Here is a 24,914-nt window from a genome sequence, read left to right on the forward strand (position 1 = left end):
TTTCGTCAGTTGAGTGCCTTGCGGACCAGACCCAGTAACGATTTCAGCCCGTCGGCAGGCTCGCCGTCGATCGCGAGCACCAGCGTAGGGAATTTCCGTTTGATAAGTGCCTGGGCGTCACCCAGTGCCTGGGCTCTGATCAACTGGCCAAAGCCGAACGATTGACCCGGGATCACCAGGTCAGAATACTCTTCACGCAGCAAAACGACAAAGAGCCCCTCTTTGGGTCCTCCCTTATAGAGCTGACCGATCGAGTGTAAGTACCGAGGGCCGTAGCCACGGAGCGTCGCGACTTTGGTACGACCAGACACCAGCCCCCTGATCTTCGCGAGTGAATCTTCGGTGTTCTTGTCCGAGGGGAAATAACAAAGGAATGTCACATAGGCCGGAGGTCGGATGGAACGAAGATGTTTGCGAATCACGCGCACCGCTTCATGCTCGTGCCGCGCGATCATGTCACCAGCGCGATCGAATGGAAACCGCCCGGTTTTCTCCAGCCCGGCCAGAATCCGTTTCGTGTTTTCCTTGCTCTCGGTCACGTTCGGTTCATCGAACGGATTGATGTCAAGGGAATAACCCGCGACGGCTGTAGCCGCCTCCCAGAGGAGGAACTGACTACCCAACTGGGAACGATCACCTATTACAAGATCAAGCCGTGGCAACAAATCGCCAACCGATCCTGGGACCGGCGGGCGCTCTCCCGCCATTCTCAGCGCGACGAATACTCTGTCCTTACCATATTTCTTCGCATCAAGCATCGGCTCTGCTTCAATCGGCACGATCCCCTTCCCCTTCTTGCCGGTCGATTCGGCGATCAACTGCTCAATCCAGGGAATCAGGGGAGCTGCCTTAGACGATGCCCGGAAAGTCAACTTGTCACGCCCGCCTCTTGCTCCAGCGGCCAGTGCCGCGCCAAGGATAAGCGCCGGGTTGGATTCATCGATTCGTTCGCGGAGGATGTTCTCCATCGATACCGCGTCAACGAGCAGCTTTGTCAGGTCCACACCTGCAAGGAATCCCGGTACCAGTCCGAAAAATGACAGCGCGGAGTAGCGTCCGCCGATATCCGACGGATTCACAAACACTTTTCGGTACTTGCGTCGCCGCGCGAATTTCTCCAGATTGCTACCCTTGTCGGTTATCGCCACAAAGTGCTTCCCAATATTCCTGATCCCTTCACGTGCCAGCAGGTCCAGAAAGAACGCTTCGTGCGAGCGGGTCTCGATCGTGCCGCCCGATTTCGACGCAATGATGAACAGCGACCTGTGCAGATCAAGCTTCAGTGCCAGACGTCCGACAGCCACCGGGTCAGTGGCATCGAGGACATCAAATGACGCGAGTTTCGGGTGCTTGCCGAACATCAGTTTGAATACCTCGGGACACAGTGACGATCCCCCCATCCCGGCCAGCACCACGTGCCTGATGCCGTCGGCGAACACCTGCCGGCCGAATCGTTCTATCTCAACGACCCGACCCCGCATCGACGACGCAACATCGGTCCACCCCAGTCGATTCACAATGAGTTTTCTGGTGGCAGCATTGGTGGTGAACACGGCGGCGTCTCGACCCATTATGCGAGGGACGAGTTGGGTCTTTACACCCCTCGATAACAGCCGGTTGAACTCCTTAGCGATCGGGCCGGCGGTCACCTCAAGCGAACTTCGGTTTTTCATGTTAACTTTGTACTCTGTGTAGTATGGACTCGACGAATTGTTTGCGATCCTGCTGCCGGAAAAAGGCTGTTCCCATCACCAGTATGTCGGCACCGTGCCGCATTACCTCCAGTGCCGTGGACCCATCTACTCCCCCATCCACTTCGATCAGCGTGCCGAGGTGGTTTTGATCGACATACTTTCTCGCCGACGCGATCTTGGCAAGCGCCGACGGCATGAACTGCTGACCGCCGAACCCCGGAAACACGGACATGATCAGCAGATAATCGAAATGCCCCAAATACGGCAGCACACGCTCGATGGACGTATCCGGATTAATGGATATGCCGGCCTTCACACCCAGCTTTTTCACCTGCTCCGACATGGCGATAGGGTCAGGGTGCACCTCCAGATGAAACGTGATGTTGTCGGCTCCGGCCAGCGCAAACGGTTCGAAGTACTTCTCCGGTTCGGAAAGCATCAGGTGAACATCAAGGAACCGATCCGTCAGCTTGTCTACGGTTCTGACTACCGCCGGTCCGAATGAAATGTTCGGCACGAAATGCCCATCCATGATATCCAGATGAAACATCCGGATACCGGCTTTTTCGGCGCTGGTGATCTCTTCTCCAAGCCGGGCGAAGTCCGCCCCCAGGACCGACGGCGCTATTTGAACCATGGCGCAAAGTTGGGCTATTCCGGTCTCCTTGGCAACCTAAATTTGACTATGACGACGACTTGCGATTCGCCAGCACGATGCTCGCATTCCGTTTCAGCCCGTCCTCCTTTGGCCTGGTCAATGGAGTTCCGGCGGTGAGCTTGAGGAATGCCTCTCTCGATTGCAGCGCCAGTACTTTCCGCGCATCCAGAAACTCTCCCACCCCGTTCGGTGGCAGGAACTCATCGTGCCCGGTGACCACGGCGCGTCCGTTGTGCGGACATACCTCCTGGCAGATATCGCAGCCAAAGATCAGGTCTCCCATTTCCGACGCCAATGCATTCGGAATCTGCGATGGCCGCTCGATTGTCAAATACGATATGCACTTCGTGGCGTCGATCGTCTTGTCTCCCACGATTGCACCCGTGGGGCAGGCTTCAATACAGCGACGACACTTTCCGCACCGTCCATGAACGAACGCCTTCGGAATATCGGCCTCCAACCCGGCATCGGTCAGAATCTCGGCGAGAAAGAACCAAGAACCGAACTGGTGATTAATGAGCATGCTATTTCGCCCGATATACCCAAGCCCGGCTTTTTCGGCGTAGGCGCGTTCCAACAAGGGGCCATAGTCGACAAACCATCGGATGGCCGGAACATCGTGTGCGTCCTCCTGCTCGAGCATCCCGACCAACTTCTTGATCCTGGCGGCAATGACCTTGTGATAGTCTCTCCCCCGTGCATATCGCGAAACCCGCCCATGATCGTCTGCCGTTTCCGCGTTATTCTTCTGAAAGTAATTCAGTCCAAGCACAATGATCGAGCGAACCGACTTCATCACCTTTTGCGGGTCATAACGTCGCTCCGGCTCCTTTGCCATATAGCTCATCTCGCCATGGTATCCGGACTCCAGCCATGCCAGCAGTCGTTCCTTTGCCTCAGGTATCACTTCGGGCGTAGTAATGCCGCACAGATCGAACCCCGCTGCAAACGCCAACTCTTTCACGCGCACTGAATTGAGCATAACCTGCCAAATGTACGGTCAATCTGTTCATTTCAGTATGGATTTCTGCCGATTCATTGCGTCCCTACTGAATACACGAAATCATGTACTCGAAAGTAGGAGAACTCCGTAAACCACCCGTGGTTTGTCGCCACATTATTGACAAGCTTGTCGCGCTTTTCTATACTTGTGACAAAAGTAACAATAGAGTAGTATGACAGCTTATGCCGTTCAACCGATTCGTTTTGCCCGCGACTGAAACAATCTCCATTTTATCCCAATTCCGTCTTCAGAATCGGCCCTGGCCTACCGTAGATGATAATATGAGGAACCCTTTATGAGCGCTGGCGCTTATCTTCTGGCCCGCTTCACCGACCCGGAACAGTTGCTCCCGGCCGTCAAGCTGCTCGACAGCCTGCAACCGATAATTCGTTGGGATGCGGTTGATGGTCACGTCCACCTCGTCATCAAAACGAAACCTGCTGCTACGCCTGATGCCATCAAGTCTCTCATCGGTTTGGACGAACTCCTGCGCTACGACATTGTCGATAACGGCGACACCGGTGCGATCTTTGATCCCAGTCTGTCGTATGCGTACGTGTTCATCGAAGCTGAGGCTTGTCGCAGGGAATCGGTCCGCGAGTCGATTGCCGCCCTGTCTGAAACACACTTCTGTTCCGCTACGACCGGCGGCTGCGATGTGGTGGCGGTAATACGAGGACCGCGATTCAGCGCCGTCGAAAACACCATCGCCGAGAAAATACGCTCGCTGGAGGGCGTGTTACGGCTCAAACATGACCGCATCATCGACCTGAGGCAACTCTAAGAGGACACGCCATGTCAGATACCTCCACCGAATTCAAACCGTTCAACGTCGATCTGTGGAAATTCGACGGTCACGCCGGTGCGCTCATCCCCCTCCTGCAGTCGGCTCAGGACACTTACGGCTTTGTCTCTGAAAAGGCCATCGATTATATCAGCCACGTCACCGGAGTTCCAGCCGCGGATATATATGGTGTGGTCACGTTCTACGCTCAGTTCCGCACCAAGCCGCTCGGGAAAAACGTCATCAAAGTCTGCAACGGTACCGCCTGCCATGTCAACGGCGCCAAGGAAGTATATGCCACCATACAGGACGAGTTGGGGCTGAACTATGACGACACCTCCGATGACGGTAATTTCAGCTTGCTGTCCGTGGCGTGCATCGGCTGCTGTTCGCTGGCGCCATGCATTACGATCAACAGCGAGACCTTCGGCCGTTTGAACTCCGCCAAGCTCCGCAAGGTGCTTCGCGATTACAAACACAAGGCGCGCCAGGCCCGGAAAGCAGAGGTCGAAGCTTAATCATGAAGACAGTGACGATCGGGCTTGGCACCTGCGGCATATCGGCCGGCGGCGAAAAAGTATACAGGGCGTTTCAGGATGAACTCCGCGAACGGCCCGGCGCGTTCGAGCTCAAAGAGACCGGCTGTATCGGCATGTGTTATCGCGAAGTGCTGGTGGAGATCTCAAACGGCAACGGCATTCGCCGGCTGTACGGCGAAGTCTCGCCGGATCGTGTGGGGCGGATAGTCGAAGAAGACGTACTGAAAGACCAGAGCATCGATGAATGGCTGGTCCGCGGCAAGGACCGCGAAAAAGGATTCTTCGAAAACCAAGTCCGGATCGTACTGCGCAACTGCGGCCATATCGATCCGGGGTCGATCGATGAATACATCGCCAAAGGCGGCTACACCGCTCTGGGAAAAGTTCTGAAGGGAATGACACCCGAACAGGTCATAAACGAAGTCATCACATCCGGCCTGCGCGGCCGTGGCGGTGGTGGGTTCCCTACCGGCACCAAATGGAAATTGACGCGCGGTAATGCCGGCGATAAGAAATATATCATCTGCAATGCTGACGAGGGCGACCCGGGCGCCTTTATGGACCGTTCCGTTTTGGAGAGCGATCCGCATTCGGTGCTAGAGGGAATGATCATCGCCGGCTTTGCGATCGGCTCCGACGAGGCGTACATCTACTGCCGCGCGGAGTATCCGAAAGCAGTGGCACGGCTTCGCCAGGCAATCGCCAAGGCACAAGCCCGTGGGTTCCTCGGTGAGAAAATACTCGGCTCGAATTTCACCTTCACGATCCGCATTAAAGAAGGGGCCGGCGCGTTCGTCTGTGGCGAAGAAACGGCGCTGATCGCCTCAATTGAGGGGCGTCGCGGCATGCCACGTTTCCGTCCCCCCTTCCCGGCGCAGGCCGGCCTCTGGGGGAAACCGACCAACATTAACAACGTCGAAACATTCGCTAACATCCCGTGGATAATCCTGAACGGCGGCGCAGCGTTCGCCGCCTATGGCACCAACGATTCCAAGGGGACCAAAGTGTTCGCCATGGCCGGCAAGGTCAAGCGGACCGGTTTGGTCGAGGTTCCGATGGGAATCACCATCAACTCGATCATCTTCGATATCTGCGGCGGTATCGTCAACGACCGCAAGTTCAAGGCCGTGCAGATGGGCGGGCCATCGGGCGGCTGTATCCCGGCCGCCATGTGCGAACTGCCGATTGACTACCAGCAGATCAACAAGACCGGCGCTATCATGGGCTCCGGCGGGTTGATCGTGATGGACGAAACCACCTGCATGGTGGATGTCGCCAAATTCTTTCTGACGTTCACCCAGGCGGAATCATGCGGCAAATGTACGTTCTGCCGTATTGGCACCAAGCGGATGCTGGAGATCCTTGACCGCATTACCATGGGCAAGGGGACACTTGAAGACCTGGACAATTTGTCCGAACTGAGCGATCAGGTAAAGTCGGCATCTCTTTGCGGACTTGGCCAGACCGCCCCCAATCCGGTGGTGACCACACTCAAGTATTTCCGCGATGAATACGTTGCACACATCGTCGACAAGAAATGCCCCGCGCATGTTTGCCCGGCCCTTCTGACGTACACGATTACCGACAAGTGCACCGGCTGCACCGTCTGTGCGCGCGCCTGTCCAACTGAGGCGATCACCGGCGAGAAAAAGCAACTTCACGTGATCGACCAGGACAAGTGCATCAAATGCGGCAAATGCTTCACGGTTTGCCGTTTCGATTCGGTGGAGAAACTCTGAGGACGACATGGCCAATCTGACAATAAATGGACGTACAATAACCGCCTCGACGGACAAGACGATTCTGCAGGTTTGCCGCGAGCAGAAGATCGACAACATCCCAACCCTCTGTTACGATGACAAGCTCCCCCCGTTCGGATCCTGCTTCCTCTGTGTAGTGGAAGTAGAAGGGCAGTCTCGCCTCTTCCCCGCGTGCGCGACCAAGGTGACCGACGGGATGAAGGTACAAACCCGTTCGGAGAAAGTCACGCGCGCACGCAAGACCTGCCTCGAACTGCTGCTGTCCGATCACTATGCCGACTGCTTCGGTCCATGCCGCCTGAATTGCCCGGCCGATGTGGATATCCAAGGGTACATGTCGCTCATCAACCTTGGGAAATTCAAAGAGGCGGTGGCGCTCATTAAGGAGAAGAATCCGCTGCCGTCGGTGTGCGGCCGCGTCTGCACCCGCAAATGCGAGGTGAACTGCCGACGATCGCTCATCGACGCCCCGGTAGGGATAGACTTCCTCAAGCGGTATGCCTCTGACCAGGATATGATTGGCCAGATGTGGACCCCCGAAGTGAAGCCGGACAACGGCGTACCAGTGGCCATTGTCGGGTCCGGCCCGGCCGGTCTGACCTGCGCGTATTACCTGGTTGCGGAGGGATACCGTCCCACCATTTTCGAAGCTCTCCCAAATCCCGGCGGGATGCTTCGTTACGGCATTCCGGAATACCGACTTCCCAAGGCAGTTCTGGACAAAGAGATCAACTGGATTCTTGATCTCGGCGTCGAACTCAAGCTCAATTCGGCACTGGGCAAGGACTTCACTATCGACACTCTCTTCAAGCAGGGTTTCAAAGCCGTGTTTATCGGCCTGGGCGCTCAGATGGGCAAACCGATGCAGGTCGAGAACGAAGAGGCCGAAGGCGTACTTTCCGGCGTAGAGTTCCTGAAACAGGTCCAAATGAAAACGAACCCGCCCGTCAATGGTAAAGTGGTAGTGGTCGGCGGCGGAAACACGGCAATTGATGCTGCCCGTACCTCGCTCAGACTGGGCGCGGATGAAGTTGTCCTCCTGTACCGTCGTACGCGCACCGAAATGCCCGCCAATCAGGTGGAGATCGAGGCAGCCGAACACGAAGGTATCAAACTTGAGATTTTGGCCGCCCCTGTGCGTGTGAACGTGAATGACGGCCGCATGAAGTCAATCGACTGTATCCGCATGGAACTTGGGGAGCCGGACGCCAGCGGACGTCGCCGCCCGGTGCCGCAAAAGGGGTCCGAATACACGCTGGAATGCGACTGGGTTATTTCTGCTATCGGCCAGGAGCCGAATCTCGATGGTGTCAAGAGTGATGAGAAGATCAAGGTCACCAAGTGGCAGACCATAACGGCCAAGGATGGCACTTTCGACACCGACCGGCCCGGTGTCTTTGCCGGCGGCGACGTGGTCACCGGACCGGCCGACGCTATCGATGCCATCGCCGCAGGACGCATGGCGGCTCGCGCCATCGACAAGTATATCAAGACCGGCATTGTGGAGCCATTTGTTGACCGGTTTGAAAGCCGACGCGACAATTTCCACAAGATGACGGCGCAGGACCTGCCGGCTATCGAGCGAAGTGAACGACACTCGATTCCCGAACTGTCGGTAGCGGAGCGAATCAGGACCTTCGACGAGGTCGACCTTCCGTACGATGACCAGACCGCATTCGAGGAATCCCTTCGGTGCGCCGAATGCGGCTGCGACGTTGGCCTGGCCTGCCTTTTGCAGGATTACTGCACCGAATACGGCGTGGACCAGACCCGCTTCGTCGGCGATTACAATAAGTACAAAGTCGACTCGCGCCATCCGTTTGTCAAAATCGACTCGAACAAGTGCATCCGCTGCGGTCGCTGTGTCATGACCTGTGCCGAGATACTCAACGTCTCCGCCCTTGGATTCGTCAATCGCGGTTTCCGGACGATCGTCAAACCGGCTCTGGACAAGGCGCTCCACGAGACCAACTGCGTGTCATGCGGCAACTGCATCGACGTTTGTCCTACCGGGGCTTTGGTAGAGAAAATGCCGTTCCGGCGGTCGGGGCCTTGGAAAATGGAATCATCAAACAATATCTGCAACTACTGCTCCGTCGGCTGTAATATCACGCTCAAAGTCAAAACTCCGGATCTGTTCTATGTCGTCGGCGCTCCTCCTGAGCTTGGTCCGAACCGCGGAGAACTCTGCATCCGGGGACGATTCGGCTACCAGCATTATCTCGACGGCAGCCGCAAGACAGTGCCGATGGTCCGTAAGGGAGGCAAGCTGGTTGAGACCAGTTGGCCTGACGCGTTAGCCGCGGTCAAGAAAGGACTCAACCGCATCCTCGAGGACCATACGCCGGATCAGGTAATGGTGTCTGCCTCTCCGAAAATGACCGATGAGGAGTTGTATCTGGCCGGTCGATTGGCCCGTGCGGCAATCGGCACCAATAACCTCGCTTCTTTCCATCATCTGGCTACCGAGGCCGATTACCACGCGCTTGACGACATGTTGGGAGCTACGTTGTCGACGGTCCGTGAGAAGGAGATCGAGAACGCCGACCTGTACCTGTTCCTCGGCGGCAACCCCACTATCGACAATCCGGTACTCGGCTGGCAAATGAAGCGCCGGATGCGCCACGGAACACAATCAGTCGTCATTAACTCCGCCGAAATAGACCTGACTGCCTACGCCACCGCATGGGCCGATGCCCGACGCGGCACAGCCACGCTGCTCCTGAACGGCGTTATCAGCGAGGTGATCCGTCAAGGGAAGGTCAACCAGGCGTTCATTACCGAACACACCACCAATTTCGATCAGATCATGGCTGCGGTCGGCAAGCACTCTCTCGATGAGATCGTGTCAATCACAGGAGTCGCCCGCGCGACAATTCTCAGCATGGTTGACTTGGTGTCCGACCCCGACAAGAAGGTGGTCGCATGGTACAATCTCGACAGCCGCATCGACCGGGCGACTGATGATCTCAAAGCCCTGGTCACACTGCTTATGGTGCTCGGCAAGATGGGTAACGGCTCCGGATTAGCACTCATGTCGAGCCAGTGCAATCATACCGGAACGCATCTGGCCGGATTCGATAATCGACTGCTGCCAGGCGGTGTCACTGTCGGCCATGAGAAGCTGCTTGCCGAGGTGGCGTCGCTCTGGCGAACTGACTTGAAAAGCTTCGTCAGTCAGACAAGCACCAACATCCCGCGTAAGATGCGCGAGGACAAGATCCGCGCGGCACTCGTGTTCGGAGAAAACCCGTCGGCTTCTCCCGAATTCAACCCCTTCGTTGACAATCTGGAGTTCCTGGTAGTGGCCGACCTGTTCCTGACGGAAACGGCACAGATGTCCGATGTCTTCCTTCCCATGTCATCGTATTTGGAATCGGAAGGGCACCTCACCAACTGGTCAGGGCTCCGGCAATCAGTATCGCCGATCAGTTCACCGCAGAATGGCGTGAGCAATGTCGACATGCTCAAGCAGCTTTCCGAGCTATTGGGGCACCATGTTGGGCTGGAGAATTTCGATGAGCTGTCGAGCGAATTGGAATTTCTCTGCCGTCAATCCGGCGTCTGCGGCAAACTGGATTCCCGGTTCGCAACTTCCGACGGCAAGGCGCATTTTGTAACGTATTCAGACCTTGTCTCACCGAGTAAAGCAGGCGTAGGAAGCGTTATCGAAATTGACTCCCGGATGGCCGACCGGATGAAGCTCATCCGGGCATGATACCCTTTACTATTGACCTATCGACGGCCAGCTTGTTTTGAGCCGGCCGTTTTGTTTGTGTGAATATCACTTCTTATGATTATCTCATAACGCATTGTATCTCAATGTGATAACAAGGCGACCACGGGCCACTGCTTTTGCCGGCGTCGTGCACTTTCGTGGATACAGTAAGGCACGTTCAGACTTCAAGCAGTTTCTTGTCTTTTCTGCCGAAGTATATTATCATTGAACGAGTTAAAACCCTCGAACGCCCGACTGAGACGGGCAGATTGGATAGATGAAATATGACCCAGACCAGCACCATAAATAAGAGCACTTTCGGCTTCTCTCAGGTCCCCGACGACCAGATTTGTGATTTCGAACACAGCTTCGGAGCCAACCACTACGGCCGGCTCGACGTGGTCATTCGGAAGGCCGAAGGGGCCTGGCTGACGGGTATCGACGACACCAAGTATCTCGATTGCCTCGCCGCCTATTCCGCCGCCAATCCGGGACATCATCACCCAAAGATCGTCCAGGCTATGGTGGAAGCACTTCAGGGGCACTACGGCTCGGTCATATCGAATGTCGTCTATACCGACTCGCTCGGTCTGTTCCTCAAGAAGGTCGCGACTCTGGTCCCGCAGCTCGGCCCGCGATTCGGCAACACCGGCAACAAGGTACTACCCAAGAACGGTGGCGTGGAATCGGTCGAAACGGCGATCAAAGCTGCCCGCTATTTCGGATACAAGCACAAGGGGATCCCCGACGGCAAACAGGAGATTATTGTTTTCAATAATAACTTCCACGGTCGGATGATTACTATCGTTTCGTTCTCCACGACACCAAAATACAAGGAAGGGTTTGGCCCGCTGACTCCCGGTTTCGTGTCGGTCAATTTTGGTGATCTGGCCGCGGTCGAGAAAGCCATCAACAAGAACACGTGCGCCATCCTGGTCGAGCCGATGCAGGGCGAGGGGGGCATGTACCAGCCCCCGGACGGATTCCTGAAAGGACTCCGCCAGTTGGCCGATAAGAACGATTTGCTGTTATTGTTCGACGAAATTCAGGTCGGACTCGGTCGCACCGGCAAGATGTTCTGTTTCGAGCACGAGAACGTCATCCCGGACGGCATCATCCTTGGCAAAGCGATCGCCGGAGGATTAGTGCCGGTATCGGTTTTTGTCACCAATCGCGCAGTCATGGATATGGTATTCCAACCGGGGCGTGACGGTTCCACCTTCGGCGGCTATCCGCTCGCCTGCGTGGCCGGCTGCACGGCGCTCGATGTGATCGTCAATGACGATCTCCCGCAGCGCTCAGAGCGAATGGGAGCTATACTCAAAAAGAAGATCATGGATGTCGCCTCGCGTTCATCCCACATCAAAGAAGTACGCGGGCGCGGGCTGTTTATCGGAATTGAAGTCAACAACGGCGACGCCATGGCGTACTGCCGCAAGCTGCTTGAGATTGGCATGCTGGCCAACGACAGCCACGGCCACACGATCCGCATCTCTCCACCGCTCATTATCAACGAGCGCGAGGTCGACTACATAGTGGAGCGTCTCGAAAAAGTTCTGGTGAGTTAAGAAAACGGCTGGGAATCATCGTCCACGGGCGGCGTGACTCGTTCACACCGCCCGTTTTCGTTTTGACCAGTCACTTTATGCAACTCCATCCTTTGCACCCTGACGCACCGACCCAAAGTAAATCGCCGCCAGTGTGATCAGCGCTCCAAACACCTGAACGGCTGTCAGAAACTCCCCAAACAGCAACACCCCCCAGACCATCGACAACGTCGGCTGGAGCAGGAGCGCCAGCCCAGCACGCGAGGCATCGAGCTTTGGCAACGAGCTTGAGATCGACAGCCAGCCGAGCGTCTGCGCGACTAACCCCGCACCAAATAAGCTGAGCCACGTGCGCGCGTCCGGCGGCAGAAACGTCGCACCCTCTATGGTCACCGATATACCGAGGAATAGTGCGGAAAAGGCCGAGGTCCACGCCATGAGCGTTATCATTGCCTTTAGATCCGGATGGTGTCCGACTTTCTTCAAACATATAATATAATTCGCATACGCCAGTCCACTGGCAATCCCCAGCACTATCCCGAGTACATAGCGCTCGGTGAATACTACCTCCGAGCTACCCAGTCCAACCAGGAGCCCGACGCCGACAAACGCGCTGATCGCTGCCACGAAAAACTTGAACGTCAATCTCTCCTTGAACACGAAATAACTCAGGATTGCGCTGGCGAACACCTGTGTATTCGAGAGTATCGTGGCCATACCGGAGCCGCAGTAAAAGATTGACCGAGTCCATAAGAACATGTCGGCTGCGAACGTCAACCCAGCCAACGCCGAGAACAAGTAGATTGAGCGGGGAAGAGTTAGGGACTGCCGTTGCAGCCCAGCTATCCCAAACAACAAACCGGCACCGATCACCAACCGCCAGAAGCCGATGGCAGTAGGGCCAATCTTGTCTGGCCCGATCAACTTCACGAAGACCGGCGCAAAGCTAATACAGGTCGCACCGAAAAGGATCAGCAATAATGCACGAAACACCGAATGAGAATGGCCGGCCATGCCGCTAAGGATAACCTCAAACGGCCGGCCGGCCAATCACTATTCACAAAAATGCGGCGGTGACTGCCTCAAAACGCCGGACAGGGTGCAAGCGGTTCCCCATAGAACAAGTATGATACCAACGCCGTCAGATCCGAGATATCGATGACATTATCGGGACTTCCATCAGCGTTGTTTTCATCAGGACAATTGGAAAGCGGAGGAGGAGGGTCTGACATGGCGAACAGATAATCGACAAGATACACAACATCGAGTAGGTCGACCCTATCCTGGGCATCACCGCTGACATTACCCCTGATGCCGAGACAACAACTGGCAGATACCCTGAAGTAAGTATGGCATAGGACCGAGTCTTTAGTGTCACTCGCATACACGCTGACATCGTACACCCCGACCACAGCCATGCCTGTGGTCGAAAATGTAATGAGGCCAGTCGAGGCGTTGATACTGACCGTCCCGTCAAGACTCGGCGTGACCGGCCCTAGCACAAAGTGAAGCGGGTCACTGCATCCATCAGACGCGTTCATGTCTTTCGTGACGGAATTTCCAACCGCTACCCACATCGTGTCGCGGCAACCGCTCGTGAACGTGGGAACTTCGTTGGTGAACGTCAGCGGCACACTCACCGAACTGCCGCACCCGTGCGGCTCGCACGCCTGTACCACCAGAGTGAGCGACTGACCTACATCCGCCAGCGACGGCGTATAACTCCACAGGCCCGTCGTGCTGTTGATACTCCCCGGCCCGCTCACCTTCTGGAACGTCACCGTCTCCCCTTCCGGATCAGACCCATTGAAATCATACGACATCGTCACGCAGTGGCGACCACTCAGCGACGCCGGCGCGTTGGTGATCGATGGCATCAGGTCCGGCACCTGATAAATGTAATAACAGTACGGACCACCCCACGTCGGATACCGGTTGATTCCTCCCGAGGCCACCCACTTCCACGTCCCGCCCGGACGAAACCACGCCGAATCGAGACAGATATGTTTGCCGTCGTTCGCATTCGTGAGAGAACCAATCTTGATCCCGTACGGCACACCGTTGAACAATGACGGCAATCCTACACCGTTGATCTTGGCCCCCAGAATGCCCACCGTGTCAGCCGGCGGTACACCGGCCCCGAGGAACACATTCATGGCAAACTGAAGGTCCCAGTTCGACCGCGGGATCGCTCCGGTCAGCGTGTCCCCCGCCACCGACAGATGGTCCCACTCCGCGCCGTCCGGCGAGTAGATCTCAAACCCATTCGAGATCGAAAAATTGAGCGCTTCGGGATTGGTGAAACGGAGCTTGAATGTAATGGGTGTTTCGGTCTTGACCGTGTCATTCCGGAATAGACCGACCACCTCGTCCACAGAAATCGTCTGTGCCTGAGTCCCACAAGGATACCATGAGAAAATGAGGAACAGGGCGCAGACAACCGTCAAAGAAGCAGCCTTCATGGCGCCCTCCTGAAATTAGTTGGTTGTCCTGCGACGTATAGATAATAAACAGCACACCTTTTGTCAATGGTTATCTGCCTGGAGCCGGAACGTGGAGTAGCCTTAGATTGGCGATTGACAACCTGTCATTCTGGAGTATATTGTCGGCGTACTCATAACCGGGGAGTTTTTATGACTCGACAGAATGTTCTACAATCGGCGATCTCTCTTGTCTGCTTTGCCCTTCTCACTTCAGCAGCTTATGCTGAACCGGATGTATGCGGCCCGCCCGTGTTCGTGGACTGCCCGCAGTATCTATCGGTTGACCATTGTGATACTATCTCGTACCAACTCAAGGCGGTGCATCCGATAACCATGCAGCCGAGTCCGGCGATTAGATACCACAAGGAGTATGGCCCGGGGCACGTCGACGAACTGACGGGAGTCTGGACGCTCATACCATCTGAAGAGGCCACCCGCAACCACTCATATCTCGTAGTCGTCTCTGCTTCGTTGGGGAGTTTCGACTCCGATGCCGACCACAACTGTAGTTTCAATGTCTGGGTAGACAACGAATACCCGCGATTGAGTTTGATCGGATTCGATGGCCGCGACACAATTGAAGTCTCTGCCGAACAGACCAAGACGGTCTGGTTTAGATTCAGCGACAGCGACTCTTGTGATGCTGTCAACATATCCGCGATGAGCGTGCCGCCCCTGCCAGAATCGAGCCTGGTTGTAACGGTGTCCGGCGACAGTGCCGCACTTAGCTTCACGCCGAGGATACTCGATGCCGGAGCGACGCTTCGAGTGTATGTGACCGTCACCGACGGCTGGGGAGCTTCAGGTTTCGTGTTGCATTTCAGAGTGTTGGGCGTTCCTCCCTATGCGATACGCATAGACAAGACCCACAACGTAATCCAAGGCCAGTACACAAATGTCGCCGTCAAGCTCGACAGGGCGTTTTGTCCCCTGAGTGGCTTCAACATGCTCGTCGCCTATGACAACAGTGCGCTGGCCTTTCAAAGTGCCCAACTTGGCCAAGCGTTCAGTCCGACCGGCTGTGGCTGGGAGTACTTTACTTATCGATATGGTGCCGACGGTAATTGCACCGGCGGATGTCCAAGCGGCTTGGTACGAGTGGTCGCTATGGCCGAAACCAACAACGGCCCTAACCACCCGAGCTGCTTTCTGCCTGAAAGTGTCCCGGCAACCTTATTCTCGCTCAATTTTCTTGTGAGCAATGACCGTACGCTGGAATGTCAATTCTTGCCCGTTCGATTCTTCTGGCTTGCCTGTGAGGACAACATGCTGGCGAGCGACGATGGCCAGCTATTGTTCATTAGCAGTTCTCTGGCGGACTTTGACCGTCCGGATGTGGACATCTCCGATCCGTCAGCAGGTTTCCCGACATATCTGGGTGCACAGGCAAATTGCGAAACGGCAGGCGGTCCAAGCTGGCCCCCTGTCCGCCGCGCCATCGCCTTTATCAATGGCGGGCTGGAAGTTGCTTGTGCCGACACGATCGACGATCCGGAAGATCCAAGAGGTGACATCAATTTCGACGGTCTGAAATATCATATGGCCGACTACATCTTGTTCCGAAGTTACTTCCTGAAGGGCCTGTCAGTATTCACGATCAACGTCAACGGACAGATTGCCGCCACCGACGTGAATGCGGACGGCCTCATTCTCACCCTCGCCGATCTCGTTTGGTTGTACAAGGTAATTATAGGGGACGTCGGCGGTCACCCTACGTACTATTCCAACAACGAACTCCGTTTCACTTACGGCTCAGATCTCAGATCAGTGTCGATACAGTCGGTAGACACATTGGGGGCAATATCGATGCTCCTCACAGGACGTGTTACACCAACGGTGCAGCAGTCCGATGTCGATCTTGACTACTTGTTCGATGGTCTGAATACTCGAGTTATCATTTCACCGACGTCGTTTACGGTGACGACGATGCCGCCCGTATTCTCCGGTCCATTGCTAACATTCGACCAACCAACTATTGTCTTAGAGGCTGCGGCAGCTACATCAGCCGGTGCACAGGTGACGAACATCATCGTCGATCAGCCGACCGATGCCGACGAAGCGGCGGATCTTCCAAGCACATTCGCCCTCCACCAAAACTACCCCAACCCCTTCAACGCCTCTACCGTGATCAGTTTCGATCTCCCCCGTGCTGCGCAGGTCGAGCTTGAGATCGTCAATGTCCTGGGGGCGGTTGTGTGCAGTCACTCGTCACAATACGGTCAAGGCACGCATGAAGTCGTGTGGGACGGTATCGATGCCTCCGGGCATCCCGTCGCAAGCGGCATCTACTACTATCGCCTGAGGGCAGGAGACTTCGTCGAATCGAAGAAGATGATCTTACTCAAGTAACTGCTGTAGGTCCGGTTCCGAGGTCGCGGCGCTGTAACACACCTATCAGGTGTGAAATTCCGGTGGCAGCTTTGCCAGTGAAACCCGACATCAGGATTTCAAACAGCGTCGGGCTGAGCGGAGTCGAAGCCCGAACTTCTGTCGCCGCCCTGCAGCAGAACGTGCGTCGCACTTCGTCTACGATCAGTGCGACGATGCAAATCGAGACGCACCGAAGCGTCGTAGCTCCGTTCCCGAAACCGCTTCGACCGAGAAACCCGACCCTCCAACGCTAAAACCGTACTCCTGCGCTCACGCCGATCCGCGTCTGTTTCGAGGTAATCTTATGGTGAATGCCGTATATGACTGTCCCGGCAGGAACTAAAACAGTCGGTGGGTCGGTCGAATAATCCAGTTCATCGCGATACCAGCGCTGAGTCTGACGCGCGGTCGAACTCAGATACAGCAGTTCGCCCGTGAATCCAATAAACGGTGTCACACCCCGGGACCCGCTGCCGAACAGGTAGGCGCCCTCGATGCCACCAAGCCCTCCGGTACCGGTACCCTTGGCGGTAGACTCCTTGCCTCGAATCAAGTGATCGTCGACATCGTTTACCCAAAAGTAAACACCTGAACCCGACAAGCTGAATTTGAGCGATGGCAGCGGCTGCCATTCGATTGACATCCCGAACAGAGGCATCTTGTAGCTGATCTGATATGCTATCGCCGGCTCTGTCCCAGCGACAGGGAAACGCTGTAAATTGGTGTCAAGCTGCCAGCCTTTGTACCCGTTGATATCCTGATCGACCTTCTGATATCGAAACCCGGCGTTGACGAACCACCGTACCTTCTCGCGCTCCAACACGCGATACCCCGCGCCAAGCTTGAACTCAAATGCACTCATGAGGGCGTCGGATTCCGTGTAGCTGATCATCGCATCGTTGAACGGTCCGGCCGTAAGCCAGTCATAGTCTTTCATCTTTTTGTCCGGATCCTGGACATTCGCCCAGAATCCGCCCTCGAGTCGCCACCTGCGGTCCGGAAGCTCGACCGTGACGTTGGCCCCTGCCAGCGTGACATCAAGCGGGAACTCGAGCTTTGATCTCACCCGTATGAACTCACTGCCGTCGTACCCGGACTCATCCATCTCGTACGTCGTATGACCGGAGTTGACGGCTACATACGGTTTAATCGACACGTGCATCGGGCCGCGCGGCGCTTTCGACTTCTTCTCAATGACGATCTTGTCGCTGTCCGATGGCATCTGGCCAGTGGCGACCGTGGCCGCGAACAACAAGATTCCCAACAGCGATAACGGTCCTGGTGATTTCATGTGGAACATTCCCCGGAGTGAGAGTGGCCTGTCTTCAAACATACGGAAAGAAACTCCGATACGCGCGCCCGGTCAATCTTTTTTCGACCGACTAATGCGATGAGAGTAGGTTCAGCCGCTCAAGTATGAGCAGAACAAGCCCATCGACGGACGTCTCAACCTCTTTCGACAGCGGCGCTCCCGTGTCAAATCGCTTCCCCTGCACTCCATAGACAAACACCTGTTTGGGCAGTCGGCCCAAGGCTCGGGCCGTCTCAATTGCTTCGGTAAGACCAAATGCATGCGTAGAATAGTGAAAAAACCTTGTCGGCAGCCTCTCTATTGATACATCAAAGTGGAATATCTGCCCTGGTGTGACCGATGTCTCCACAGCGTCGATCAGAATAAGCGTGTCATAACCGCTCCATGCCTCCATGAGCGAGGCTCCCTCACCGCTATGCTCCAGGACATCGACCGCGTTCCCAATTCTTGTACGCAGCCGCCGGGCAGCCACTATCCCGACCGAGTCATCACCACGAAACTCGTTGCCGACACCAATAATAAGGGACTTGCGCATCAGGTACGTATCACGCGTCTGGGCAATGATTACTCGCGGTCGATGTGGAGCTTGAGCGAATGGGTAGCGCACGAAATGCAGGGGTCATAGTTCCTGACCGCCTGCTCGCACTGCCAGGTAAGTTGCTCGTGCTCCATGTCGATACGGGCGGCCACGAAACGCCGCAGATCATCCTCGATCTGCTTTTGATTCTGAGACGTCGGTGGCACGATCTTGGCATCCTGAATTATACCTTCGTCGTCGATTTTGTACTTATGCCAGCAGATCCCGCGCGGCGCTTCAGTGCATCCAAAGCCGACTCCGGCCTTCGGTGTTAGCTCGACAAATGGCTTCACCGGCACTGTATACTGGTTGATAATTCTAAGCGCTTCATCGCAGGCATACACCAACTCAACCGCTCGCACGATAATGCTCTTGAACGGATTGCGGCAGCCCGGCCCGATACCAACTTCTTTTGCGATTTTCATTGCGGCCGGGCTCAACTTATCAAAGTTCAGATTAAAGCGTGCCAGCGGCCCTACAAAATACGGCCCTGCCCCCTTATGAACTGACTGTAGCGCATTAGCATGTTCCACATGCTCTTCAGTGAAATGGTTCTCGTATTCGCTGATCGCAATATCAAGGCCGCGATTCGAAACCAGCCGCCCTTCGCAGATCGGATACTCCGATGGGTGCTTTAACGATACGAACTCATAATCCGATTCGAAATCCGGGAACGTGAATCCAGCGACCAGACCGACTGCCTCAATTGAGAATTGCCTCGCCCATTCCAGCCTGGAGATCAATGGCGCCAGCTCTTTCGGGTGCGGTGCCCGATAGAACCCGCCCACACGCACGTTAACCGGATGTATCTCCCGTCCGCCAAGTATCGTCATGATCTCATTACCGATCTTCTTCAGCTTGAGTGCGCTCGTGACAACGTCGGCGTGATCTTTGGCCATCTGGATCGCGTCCTGATACCCGAGAAAGTCCGGTGCATGCAGCATGAACACATGCAGCGCGTGACTTTCTATCCACTCGCCACAATAGAGCAACCGCCGCAGCTCGCGAAGCTGACCGTCGACCGCAACACCACAAATCGATTCCATGGCATGCGATGAACTCATCTGATAGGCGACCGGGCAGATGCCGCAGATTCGGGCCGTGATATCCGGCGCCTCGGTAAACCGGCGTCCCCGCAAAAACGCCTCGAAAAACCGTGGCGGCTCGAATATCTTGAATTTGACGTCATCGACCTTGTCCCCTTTAATCTTCACGTACAGGGACCCTTCCCCTTCGACCCGCGCCAGATAGTCGACTTTGACCGTCCTGCTATTTCTCATGGAGTTCACTCTCTTTGCGGAACGCATCGGCATACGCGTTGTACCCGCGATAGGCCCGTACCAGGTCCTCCTCCATTACCCCCATCTCCTGCCACCGATGGCTCAACGAGGCAGTATTGGGCGTCTCTTTGGGACCGAAGCAGCCATAACACCCGCGGTGATACGATGGGCAGATCGCTCCGCATCCGGCCTGCGTCACTGGTCCAAGACATGGCGTGCCCTGTGCCACCATGACGCACACCGTCTGACGCCGCTTACATTCCATGCAGACGCTGTGCGGCGGCGTGTTCGGTTTTCGCCCGTTTAAGAAGGCGCTCAGCACCTCCACCAGTTGCGCCTTGCTTATCGGGCAGCCGCGCAGCTCAAAATCGACAAAGACGTGATCGCGAATTGGCGTGGACTTCCCCAGCGTCTCTATATACTCGGGCGACGCATACACAACCGACGTAAACTGCTTGACATCTTTGAAATTTCTGAGCGCCTGGATACCGCCGGCCGTTGCGCACGCCCCAATGGTAATGAGCGTTTTCGAAGCTCGGCGAATCTTGTGAATCCGCTCGGCATCGTGAGGGGTTGTGATTGAACCTTCCACCAGCGACAGGTCATACGGCCCCTTTACCACCTCGCGGGTCGCTTCCACGAAATTAGCGATCTCGATCGCACCCGCAACCGCCAGCAACTCGTCCTCGCAATCCAGCAGACTGAGCTGGCACCCGTCACAGGATGCGAATTTCCAAACAGCCAATTTCGGTTTCGTTGCCGCCGCCATTTCATACCTCCCGCTTGCCGAAGAACCAGCGGATCTTGTCGTACCGATAGACCGGACCATCTTTGCACGCAAACGTGGGACCAAACTGACAATGGCCGCAGAAACCAACCGCGCACTTCATATTCCGTTCCATGGTCAGGTATGTGCGGCCCGGCGTCACACCCCGTTTCTGAAGTGCCAGCGCCGTGAACCGCATCATGACCTCCGGCCCGCACACCATAGCAACCGCGTTCAGCGGATCGAACGGCGCCTTCGGAATGAGATTCGTTACCACTCCCACATTGCCGTGCCAGGCGCCAATCGCACGGTCAACTGTCACGTATACTTCCAGATCGAACCGCGAGCGCCAGCCCTCGATCTCTTTACGATAGAGTATATCTGATGGCGTCCGCGTACCGTACAGCAGCACGACCTTGCCGTAATCGTGCCTGTGGCGCAGCACGTAGTACAACGATGGTCGCAGCGGCGCCAGCCCGATACCCCCCGCCACGATTACTATGTCGCTCCCCTTTGCTTCCTCAACGGGCCAGGCGCTTCCGTACGGTCCCCGCACCCCGATAGTGTCTCCCACCTTGAGTTTCCGCATCGCCTTGGTGACTGTTCCCACGGCTCGCGTTGTGTGCACCAGCGGCCCGCCTGCGGTCGGATCACCGCTGATGGAAATCGGCACCTCACCGACTCCAAAAACATAGAGCATGTTGAACTGGCCGGGCTGGAACTTGAACTCTGCTCCGCCATCGACCGGCGTCAGGTTCATGGTGAAGGTGTCGTGGGTATCGTTCTGCACCTTGCGAACCCGGAACGGCTGAGGCTGCATCGGGTTGGCCCGATGCTCCACATGCGCTGGGACAGTCGAGGTCGTCATTTATACAGATCCAGAAGTTGCATGCGGGTGGCCTCGATTCGCTGTTCCATGATCTGAGCGAAACGTTTGAAGAGCTCGTAGCCAAGCTCGTGGTCATTCTCGCATTTTGTTCTCAGACATTTGCCGTCGAGAGCGATCGCCCGCGTCAGTTCCAGCGCCCGCGTGTCAAAGTGGTGCACGTACGGAGGGAAAAGCCATGACCATCCCGCCACATCCCCCTCCCCGACTGTTTGAATCGTGATGGGACCGGTGGTCGGGTTGAATATCTCTATCGCGATCCTGCCATGCCGAATGATCCAGAATCGATTGGCTTCCTCCCCCTCCTTATCCAAGTACTGCCCGGCGTCGAAACGCACATTCGATGCACAGCCGACTATCAACTCGATATGGCGTTTGGCCATCCCTCTGAAAAACGGATGCTCCGCCAGATACGGTTCGAGTGTCTCCATCCTATCACTCCTTCACCGACACGGCAGCCGGTTCCACCGACTCCCGGTCTCGTAACGCTTGTACTTCCTCGGTGATATCTATGCCCACCGGGCACCAGGTAATGCACCGCCCGCACCCCACACAGCCGGAACTGCCGAACTGGTCCTGCCAGGTCGCCAGCTTGTGCGTGATCCACTTGCGATACCGAGCGTAGGCCGAACTCCTGATGCTCCCCCCGTGGATATATGTGAAATCGACCGTAAAACAGGAATCCCATTTCCGCCACCGCTCCGCCTGCTGGCCCGTCAAATCCGTGACATCCTCAACTGTCGTGCAGAAACAGGTCGGGCAAACCAACGTACAGTTCCCGCACGTCAGACAGCGAGACGCTATCTCTTCGAAATACGGATGCTCGATATTGCGATAGAACAGCTCCTTGACGCCTGTGGTATCGAGTTGTCTCCCCATCTGCCGTTCGGTGACGGCTATCGCGCGATCGATCGCTGTCAACTCATCGGGCCCTGCCGGACGCGATACAAGACTACCGAGAATCTCTTCTCCCACTGCACTGCCCGATTCAGCCACAAAATAATGCCGACCAGCCTCGTAAATCTCGGTCAGACAGATATCGAACCCCAATCGCGCCCTTGGCCCGGTGTTCATCGAACGGCAGAAACAGGTCCCGCCTGCCTTTGAACAATTGACCGCCACGATGAGAATCCTCTCGCGCTGTTTCTGGTAGACCGGATCGCGATACAGGTCTCCCAGAAGCACACGATCTTGTACGGCAATGGCGTTTAGTTCGCACGACCGCACACCCACGAATGCAGTCAGCGGCGGGACGTGATCATCTTCTTCGATCCGAAGATCAGTGCCGTGACGTGTTGCTTTCCAAAGCCGCACGTTCGGCAGGTGGAGAAACTTCTTCCAGCTCTGTGGGCCTACCGTATAATGGAAATACTGCCCGTCCTCAGTTCGTTGCAGGCGATAGCTCGCAGCGTTCTGTTCGTCGGTCCAACCGACCGGCAGGTCATTGCATGAGTCGATCTCATCATAGACGACCGCACTATCACGCACGGTCGGGCCGATTACCCGATACGAACGCTGCTTTAGAGTGACTATCAGTTCCTGAAGTTGGCCTGTCTCAAGCACCACGGCCTGGTTCGCCACAGTGGCCTGTTTGGAACGATCAGGATTTGACGTTGGCTGCGACCGTGATGGCTTTGTCAACGTGTCCCCCACATACCCAATTCTCTCGTCTTCATTACATCGGCAAAAGTATCTATTCTCTATGGTACGAGTCAATGAAATTAGGGTCGTATTGTGAAAATTTTCTCAATCTGCCGGGCATAGTTTTTGGCGATCAGGCCCAAAAGCGTACGAGCGCGTACACATTCGCTAACCACTTGCCTGAACATAGCTTTGTTCCGTACTTTCCATTCACATCAACGTGGGAACGATATGAAACTGCTGCTGGCACAGCTTAATCCCGTCGTCGGGGATATTACCGGTAACATAGAACTGATCACCACAACTGCCGCCAAATGGCAGGGGAAAACCGATCTGGTGGTTTTCTCGGAACTGTTTCTTGCCGGCTATCCCCCGCGCGACCTGTTGGCCGAACCCTGGTTCGTTGACAAAGTGCAGGCTGGCGTCGCCCGGTTGATCGACCGCAGCCGGACGTTCCCTGACACAGGAATACTCTTCGGCGCGCCGATTCCCAATGCCACGGGCGCCGGGCATGGCCTGCACAACTCAGCGCTCCTGGTACAGAACGGACACCTCCTGTTCACCCAGCACAAATCGCTGCTCCCCACCTATGATGTTTTCGATGAGGACCGCTATTTCGACCCGGCGCGAAGTATCAGCGTGACGACCTTCAAAGACATCAGGCTTGGCATCTCTGTCTGCGAAGATGCCTGGAATGATCTGGAACTCTGGCACCGCCGGATGTACCCATTCGATCCCATTACCGAGTTGGCGCGGCAGGGGGCACAACTCCTGGTCAACATCTCTGCATCGCCGTTCTTTCTTGGCAAGGAGGCGATCCGATACCGGCTCATTCAGAACCATGCCCGTAACCATGGCCTGCCCTTCCTGTTTGTGAATCAGGTGGGCGGCAACGACGATCTGATTTTCGATGGCCGCAGCATGGTGTTTGACGGCCGCGGCGAGCCGATTGCGATTCTTCCCTCGTTTCACTGCCAGGAGTCGCTCATCGATACCAACGCTGTTGGAAGTCCCGCCAATTTCCATGAGCAGACTCGCATGCAGTCGCTGTACGATGCTCTGGTTCTCGGCACCGGCGATTACATGCGAAAATGCGGTTTCAAAAAAGCTGTGATCGGGCTGTCCGGAGGGATCGACTCTGCCATTGTCGCCTGCGTCGCCGTTTCGGCGATCGGCAAAGAGAATGTACTCGGCGTGGCTATGCCCTCCATGTACTCGGCCTCCATCAGCACCAACCTTGCGCGGAAACTCGCGGAAAATCTGGGGATCGAATTCCGGGTGATTCCCATAACCGACCTGTACAACAGCTATCTGAAACAACTGAAACCGGAATTGAACAGAGCGCCCGGCTCCGAGGGCACCACCTTTGAGAATCTTCAGGCTCGCATTCGCGGCAACATCCTCATGTCCTTTTCCAATCAATTCGGCTCAATGGTTCTTTCGACCGGCAATAAAAGCGAATTCGCCACCGGCTACTGCACGCTCTACGGTGATATGGCGGGCGGGCTGGCAATTATCTCCGATGTCCCCAAAACCATGATTTACGAGCTGGCGCGGTATATCAACCGGGAGAAAGAGATTATCCCCGACGGCATTATCACTCGCCCTCCGACCGCCGAGCTAAAACCCAACCAGACCGATCAGGACACCTTGCCCGAATATGCGGTTCTTGATGCCATCTTACATGAGTATATCGAACAACATCGATCCTCGGAGCAGATCGTGGCGAAAGGATTTGACCGCGCGACTGTTGACTGGGTCATCAAGACTGTCAACCGGAACGAATACAAACGCCGCCAAGCCGCGCCGGGTCTCAAGGTGACCACGCGTGCCTTCGGTGTCGGCCGCCGCATGCCCTTGGCCGCCAAACCGGACCCGTGACAAGAGGTTGCGGAG

General features: G+C 55.9%; 19 protein-coding genes. 7 read left to right on the forward strand and 12 right to left on the reverse strand.

Annotated elements, in window-relative coordinates; all coding sequences use genetic code 11:
• Positions 1–5 precede the first annotated feature (5 nt).
• The 3 genes from AB1644_08890 to queG are packed head-to-tail and all read right to left on the reverse strand — an operon-like array spanning position 6 to position 3,334.
• Complete coding sequence (locus tag AB1644_08890) at positions 6–1,673, reverse strand: glucose-6-phosphate isomerase (GenBank protein MEW6051158.1); 1,668 nt, start codon at positions 1,671–1,673, stop codon at positions 6–8.
• 1 nt (position 1,674) lies between these two features.
• Positions 1,675–2,331, reverse strand: coding sequence for a ribulose-phosphate 3-epimerase (rpe, locus tag AB1644_08895; GenBank protein ID MEW6051159.1), 657 nt, complete (start codon positions 2,329–2,331; stop codon positions 1,675–1,677).
• A gap of 46 nt (positions 2,332–2,377) precedes the next feature.
• Positions 2,378–3,334 (reverse strand): tRNA epoxyqueuosine(34) reductase QueG, encoded by a 957-nt coding sequence (gene queG / locus AB1644_08900; protein MEW6051160.1) that lies wholly within the window; start codon positions 3,332–3,334, stop codon positions 2,378–2,380.
• A 316-nt stretch (positions 3,335–3,650) separates the two neighbouring features.
• Here queG and AB1644_08905 point away from each other — a divergent pair, with 316 nt between their 5' ends.
• From AB1644_08905 to rocD, 5 genes are all read left to right on the forward strand, one after another.
• Positions 3,651–4,139: an Lrp/AsnC ligand binding domain-containing protein gene (locus tag AB1644_08905; GenBank protein MEW6051161.1), complete on the forward strand. Its 489-nt coding sequence runs from the start codon at positions 3,651–3,653 to the stop codon at positions 4,137–4,139.
• Between the two features lie 11 nt (positions 4,140–4,150).
• On the forward strand, positions 4,151–4,657 hold the full coding sequence (gene nuoE, locus AB1644_08910; protein ID MEW6051162.1) for an NADH-quinone oxidoreductase subunit NuoE: 507 nt from the start codon (positions 4,151–4,153) through the stop codon (positions 4,655–4,657).
• A 2-nt stretch (positions 4,658–4,659) separates the two neighbouring features.
• Complete coding sequence (locus AB1644_08915; GenBank protein ID MEW6051163.1) at positions 4,660–6,417, forward strand: NADH-quinone oxidoreductase subunit NuoF; 1,758 nt, start codon at positions 4,660–4,662, stop codon at positions 6,415–6,417.
• A gap of 7 nt (positions 6,418–6,424) precedes the next feature.
• Complete coding sequence (locus tag AB1644_08920) at positions 6,425–10,156, forward strand: molybdopterin-dependent oxidoreductase (GenBank protein MEW6051164.1); 3,732 nt, start codon at positions 6,425–6,427, stop codon at positions 10,154–10,156.
• Between the two features lie 284 nt (positions 10,157–10,440).
• A complete protein-coding gene (gene rocD / locus AB1644_08925; protein MEW6051165.1) occupies positions 10,441–11,724 on the forward strand; it encodes an ornithine--oxo-acid transaminase in 1,284 nt (427 codons plus the stop codon).
• A gap of 75 nt (positions 11,725–11,799) precedes the next feature.
• On the opposite strand, the gene AB1644_08930 is transcribed toward rocD, so the two are convergent.
• Positions 11,800–12,717: a DMT family transporter gene (locus AB1644_08930; GenBank protein ID MEW6051166.1), complete on the reverse strand. Its 918-nt coding sequence runs from the start codon at positions 12,715–12,717 to the stop codon at positions 11,800–11,802.
• Positions 12,718–12,785: 68 nt separating this feature from the next.
• Positions 12,786–14,165 carry a hypothetical protein gene (locus tag AB1644_08935; GenBank protein ID MEW6051167.1) on the reverse strand — a complete coding sequence of 460 codons (1,380 nt, stop codon included), beginning with the start codon at positions 14,163–14,165 and terminating at the stop codon, positions 12,786–12,788.
• Positions 14,166–14,336: 171 nt separating this feature from the next.
• Here AB1644_08935 and AB1644_08940 point away from each other — a divergent pair, with 171 nt between their 5' ends.
• Complete coding sequence (locus AB1644_08940; protein ID MEW6051168.1) at positions 14,337–16,535, forward strand: T9SS type A sorting domain-containing protein; 2,199 nt, start codon at positions 14,337–14,339, stop codon at positions 16,533–16,535.
• A 271-nt stretch (positions 16,536–16,806) separates the two neighbouring features.
• Here the strand turns inward: AB1644_08940 and AB1644_08945 are convergent, their stop codons facing one another.
• The 7 genes from AB1644_08945 to AB1644_08975 all read right to left on the reverse strand — a co-directional run bounded on the left by AB1644_08945 (position 16,807) and on the right by AB1644_08975 (position 22,958).
• The gene (locus tag AB1644_08945; GenBank protein MEW6051169.1) at positions 16,807–17,847 is read right to left on the reverse strand and encodes an omptin family outer membrane protease; all 1,041 of its coding nucleotides are present in this window, start codon (positions 17,845–17,847) and stop codon (positions 16,807–16,809) included.
• A gap of 91 nt (positions 17,848–17,938) precedes the next feature.
• A complete protein-coding gene (locus tag AB1644_08950) occupies positions 17,939–18,403 on the reverse strand; it encodes a hydrogenase maturation protease (protein ID MEW6051170.1) in 465 nt (154 codons plus the stop codon).
• A 29-nt stretch (positions 18,404–18,432) separates the two neighbouring features.
• Positions 18,433–19,725: a Ni/Fe hydrogenase subunit alpha gene (locus AB1644_08955; GenBank protein ID MEW6051171.1), complete on the reverse strand. Its 1,293-nt coding sequence runs from the start codon at positions 19,723–19,725 to the stop codon at positions 18,433–18,435.
• On the reverse strand, positions 19,715–20,494 hold the full coding sequence (locus tag AB1644_08960; protein MEW6051172.1) for an oxidoreductase: 780 nt from the start codon (positions 20,492–20,494) through the stop codon (positions 19,715–19,717). The genes AB1644_08955 and AB1644_08960 overlap by 11 nt, the downstream gene beginning before the upstream one ends.
• 1 nt (position 20,495) lies before the next feature.
• The gene (locus AB1644_08965; GenBank protein MEW6051173.1) at positions 20,496–21,359 is read right to left on the reverse strand and encodes an FAD/NAD(P)-binding protein; all 864 of its coding nucleotides are present in this window, start codon (positions 21,357–21,359) and stop codon (positions 20,496–20,498) included.
• Positions 21,356–21,808 carry a cyclic nucleotide-binding domain-containing protein gene (locus tag AB1644_08970; GenBank protein MEW6051174.1) on the reverse strand — a complete coding sequence of 151 codons (453 nt, stop codon included), beginning with the start codon at positions 21,806–21,808 and terminating at the stop codon, positions 21,356–21,358. Before AB1644_08970 ends, AB1644_08965 begins: the two co-directional genes overlap by 4 nt.
• A 4-nt stretch (positions 21,809–21,812) precedes the next feature.
• Entirely contained in the window at positions 21,813–22,958 is a 1,146-nt protein-coding gene (locus AB1644_08975; GenBank protein ID MEW6051175.1) for a 4Fe-4S dicluster domain-containing protein, read from the reverse strand.
• 291 nt (positions 22,959–23,249) lie between these two features.
• Between AB1644_08975 and AB1644_08980 the strand changes: the two genes are divergently transcribed.
• Positions 23,250–24,899, forward strand: a complete 1,650-nt coding sequence (locus AB1644_08980; protein ID MEW6051176.1) for an NAD+ synthase — start codon at positions 23,250–23,252, stop codon at positions 24,897–24,899.
• The last annotated feature ends 15 nt before the right edge of the window (positions 24,900–24,914 follow it).

Source organism: Candidatus Zixiibacteriota bacterium, assembly GCA_040753875.1.
Classification (GTDB): domain Bacteria; phylum Zixibacteria; class MSB-5A5; order GN15; family FEB-12; genus DATKJY01.

Bases quoted from the DNA above. Each gene is read 5' to 3' on its own strand.
- AB1644_08890 (MEW6051158.1), bottom strand. From the start codon at position 1,673: ATGAAAAACCGAAGTTCGCTTGAGGTGACCGCCGGCCCGATCGCTAAG.
- rpe (MEW6051159.1), bottom strand. From the start codon at position 2,331: ATGGTTCAAATAGCGCCGTCGGTCCTGGGGGCGGACTTCGCCCGGCTT.
- queG (MEW6051160.1), bottom strand. From the start codon at position 3,334: ATGCTCAATTCAGTGCGCGTGAAAGAGTTGGCGTTTGCAGCGGGGTTC.
- AB1644_08905 (MEW6051161.1), top strand. From the start codon at position 3,651: ATGAGCGCTGGCGCTTATCTTCTGGCCCGCTTCACCGACCCGGAACAG.
- nuoE (MEW6051162.1), top strand. From the start codon at position 4,151: ATGTCAGATACCTCCACCGAATTCAAACCGTTCAACGTCGATCTGTGG.
- AB1644_08915 (MEW6051163.1), top strand. From the start codon at position 4,660: ATGAAGACAGTGACGATCGGGCTTGGCACCTGCGGCATATCGGCCGGC.
- AB1644_08920 (MEW6051164.1), top strand. From the start codon at position 6,425: ATGGCCAATCTGACAATAAATGGACGTACAATAACCGCCTCGACGGAC.
- rocD (MEW6051165.1), top strand. From the start codon at position 10,441: ATGACCCAGACCAGCACCATAAATAAGAGCACTTTCGGCTTCTCTCAG.
- AB1644_08930 (MEW6051166.1), bottom strand. From the start codon at position 12,717: ATGGCCGGCCATTCTCATTCGGTGTTTCGTGCATTATTGCTGATCCTT.
- AB1644_08935 (MEW6051167.1), bottom strand. From the start codon at position 14,165: ATGAAGGCTGCTTCTTTGACGGTTGTCTGCGCCCTGTTCCTCATTTTC.
- AB1644_08940 (MEW6051168.1), top strand. From the start codon at position 14,337: ATGACTCGACAGAATGTTCTACAATCGGCGATCTCTCTTGTCTGCTTT.
- AB1644_08945 (MEW6051169.1), bottom strand. From the start codon at position 17,847: ATGAAATCACCAGGACCGTTATCGCTGTTGGGAATCTTGTTGTTCGCG.
- AB1644_08950 (MEW6051170.1), bottom strand. From the start codon at position 18,403: ATGCGCAAGTCCCTTATTATTGGTGTCGGCAACGAGTTTCGTGGTGAT.
- AB1644_08955 (MEW6051171.1), bottom strand. From the start codon at position 19,725: ATGAGAAATAGCAGGACGGTCAAAGTCGACTATCTGGCGCGGGTCGAA.
- AB1644_08960 (MEW6051172.1), bottom strand. From the start codon at position 20,494: ATGGCGGCGGCAACGAAACCGAAATTGGCTGTTTGGAAATTCGCATCC.
- AB1644_08965 (MEW6051173.1), bottom strand. From the start codon at position 21,359: ATGACGACCTCGACTGTCCCAGCGCATGTGGAGCATCGGGCCAACCCG.
- AB1644_08970 (MEW6051174.1), bottom strand. From the start codon at position 21,808: ATGGAGACACTCGAACCGTATCTGGCGGAGCATCCGTTTTTCAGAGGG.
- AB1644_08980 (MEW6051176.1), top strand. From the start codon at position 23,250: ATGAAACTGCTGCTGGCACAGCTTAATCCCGTCGTCGGGGATATTACC.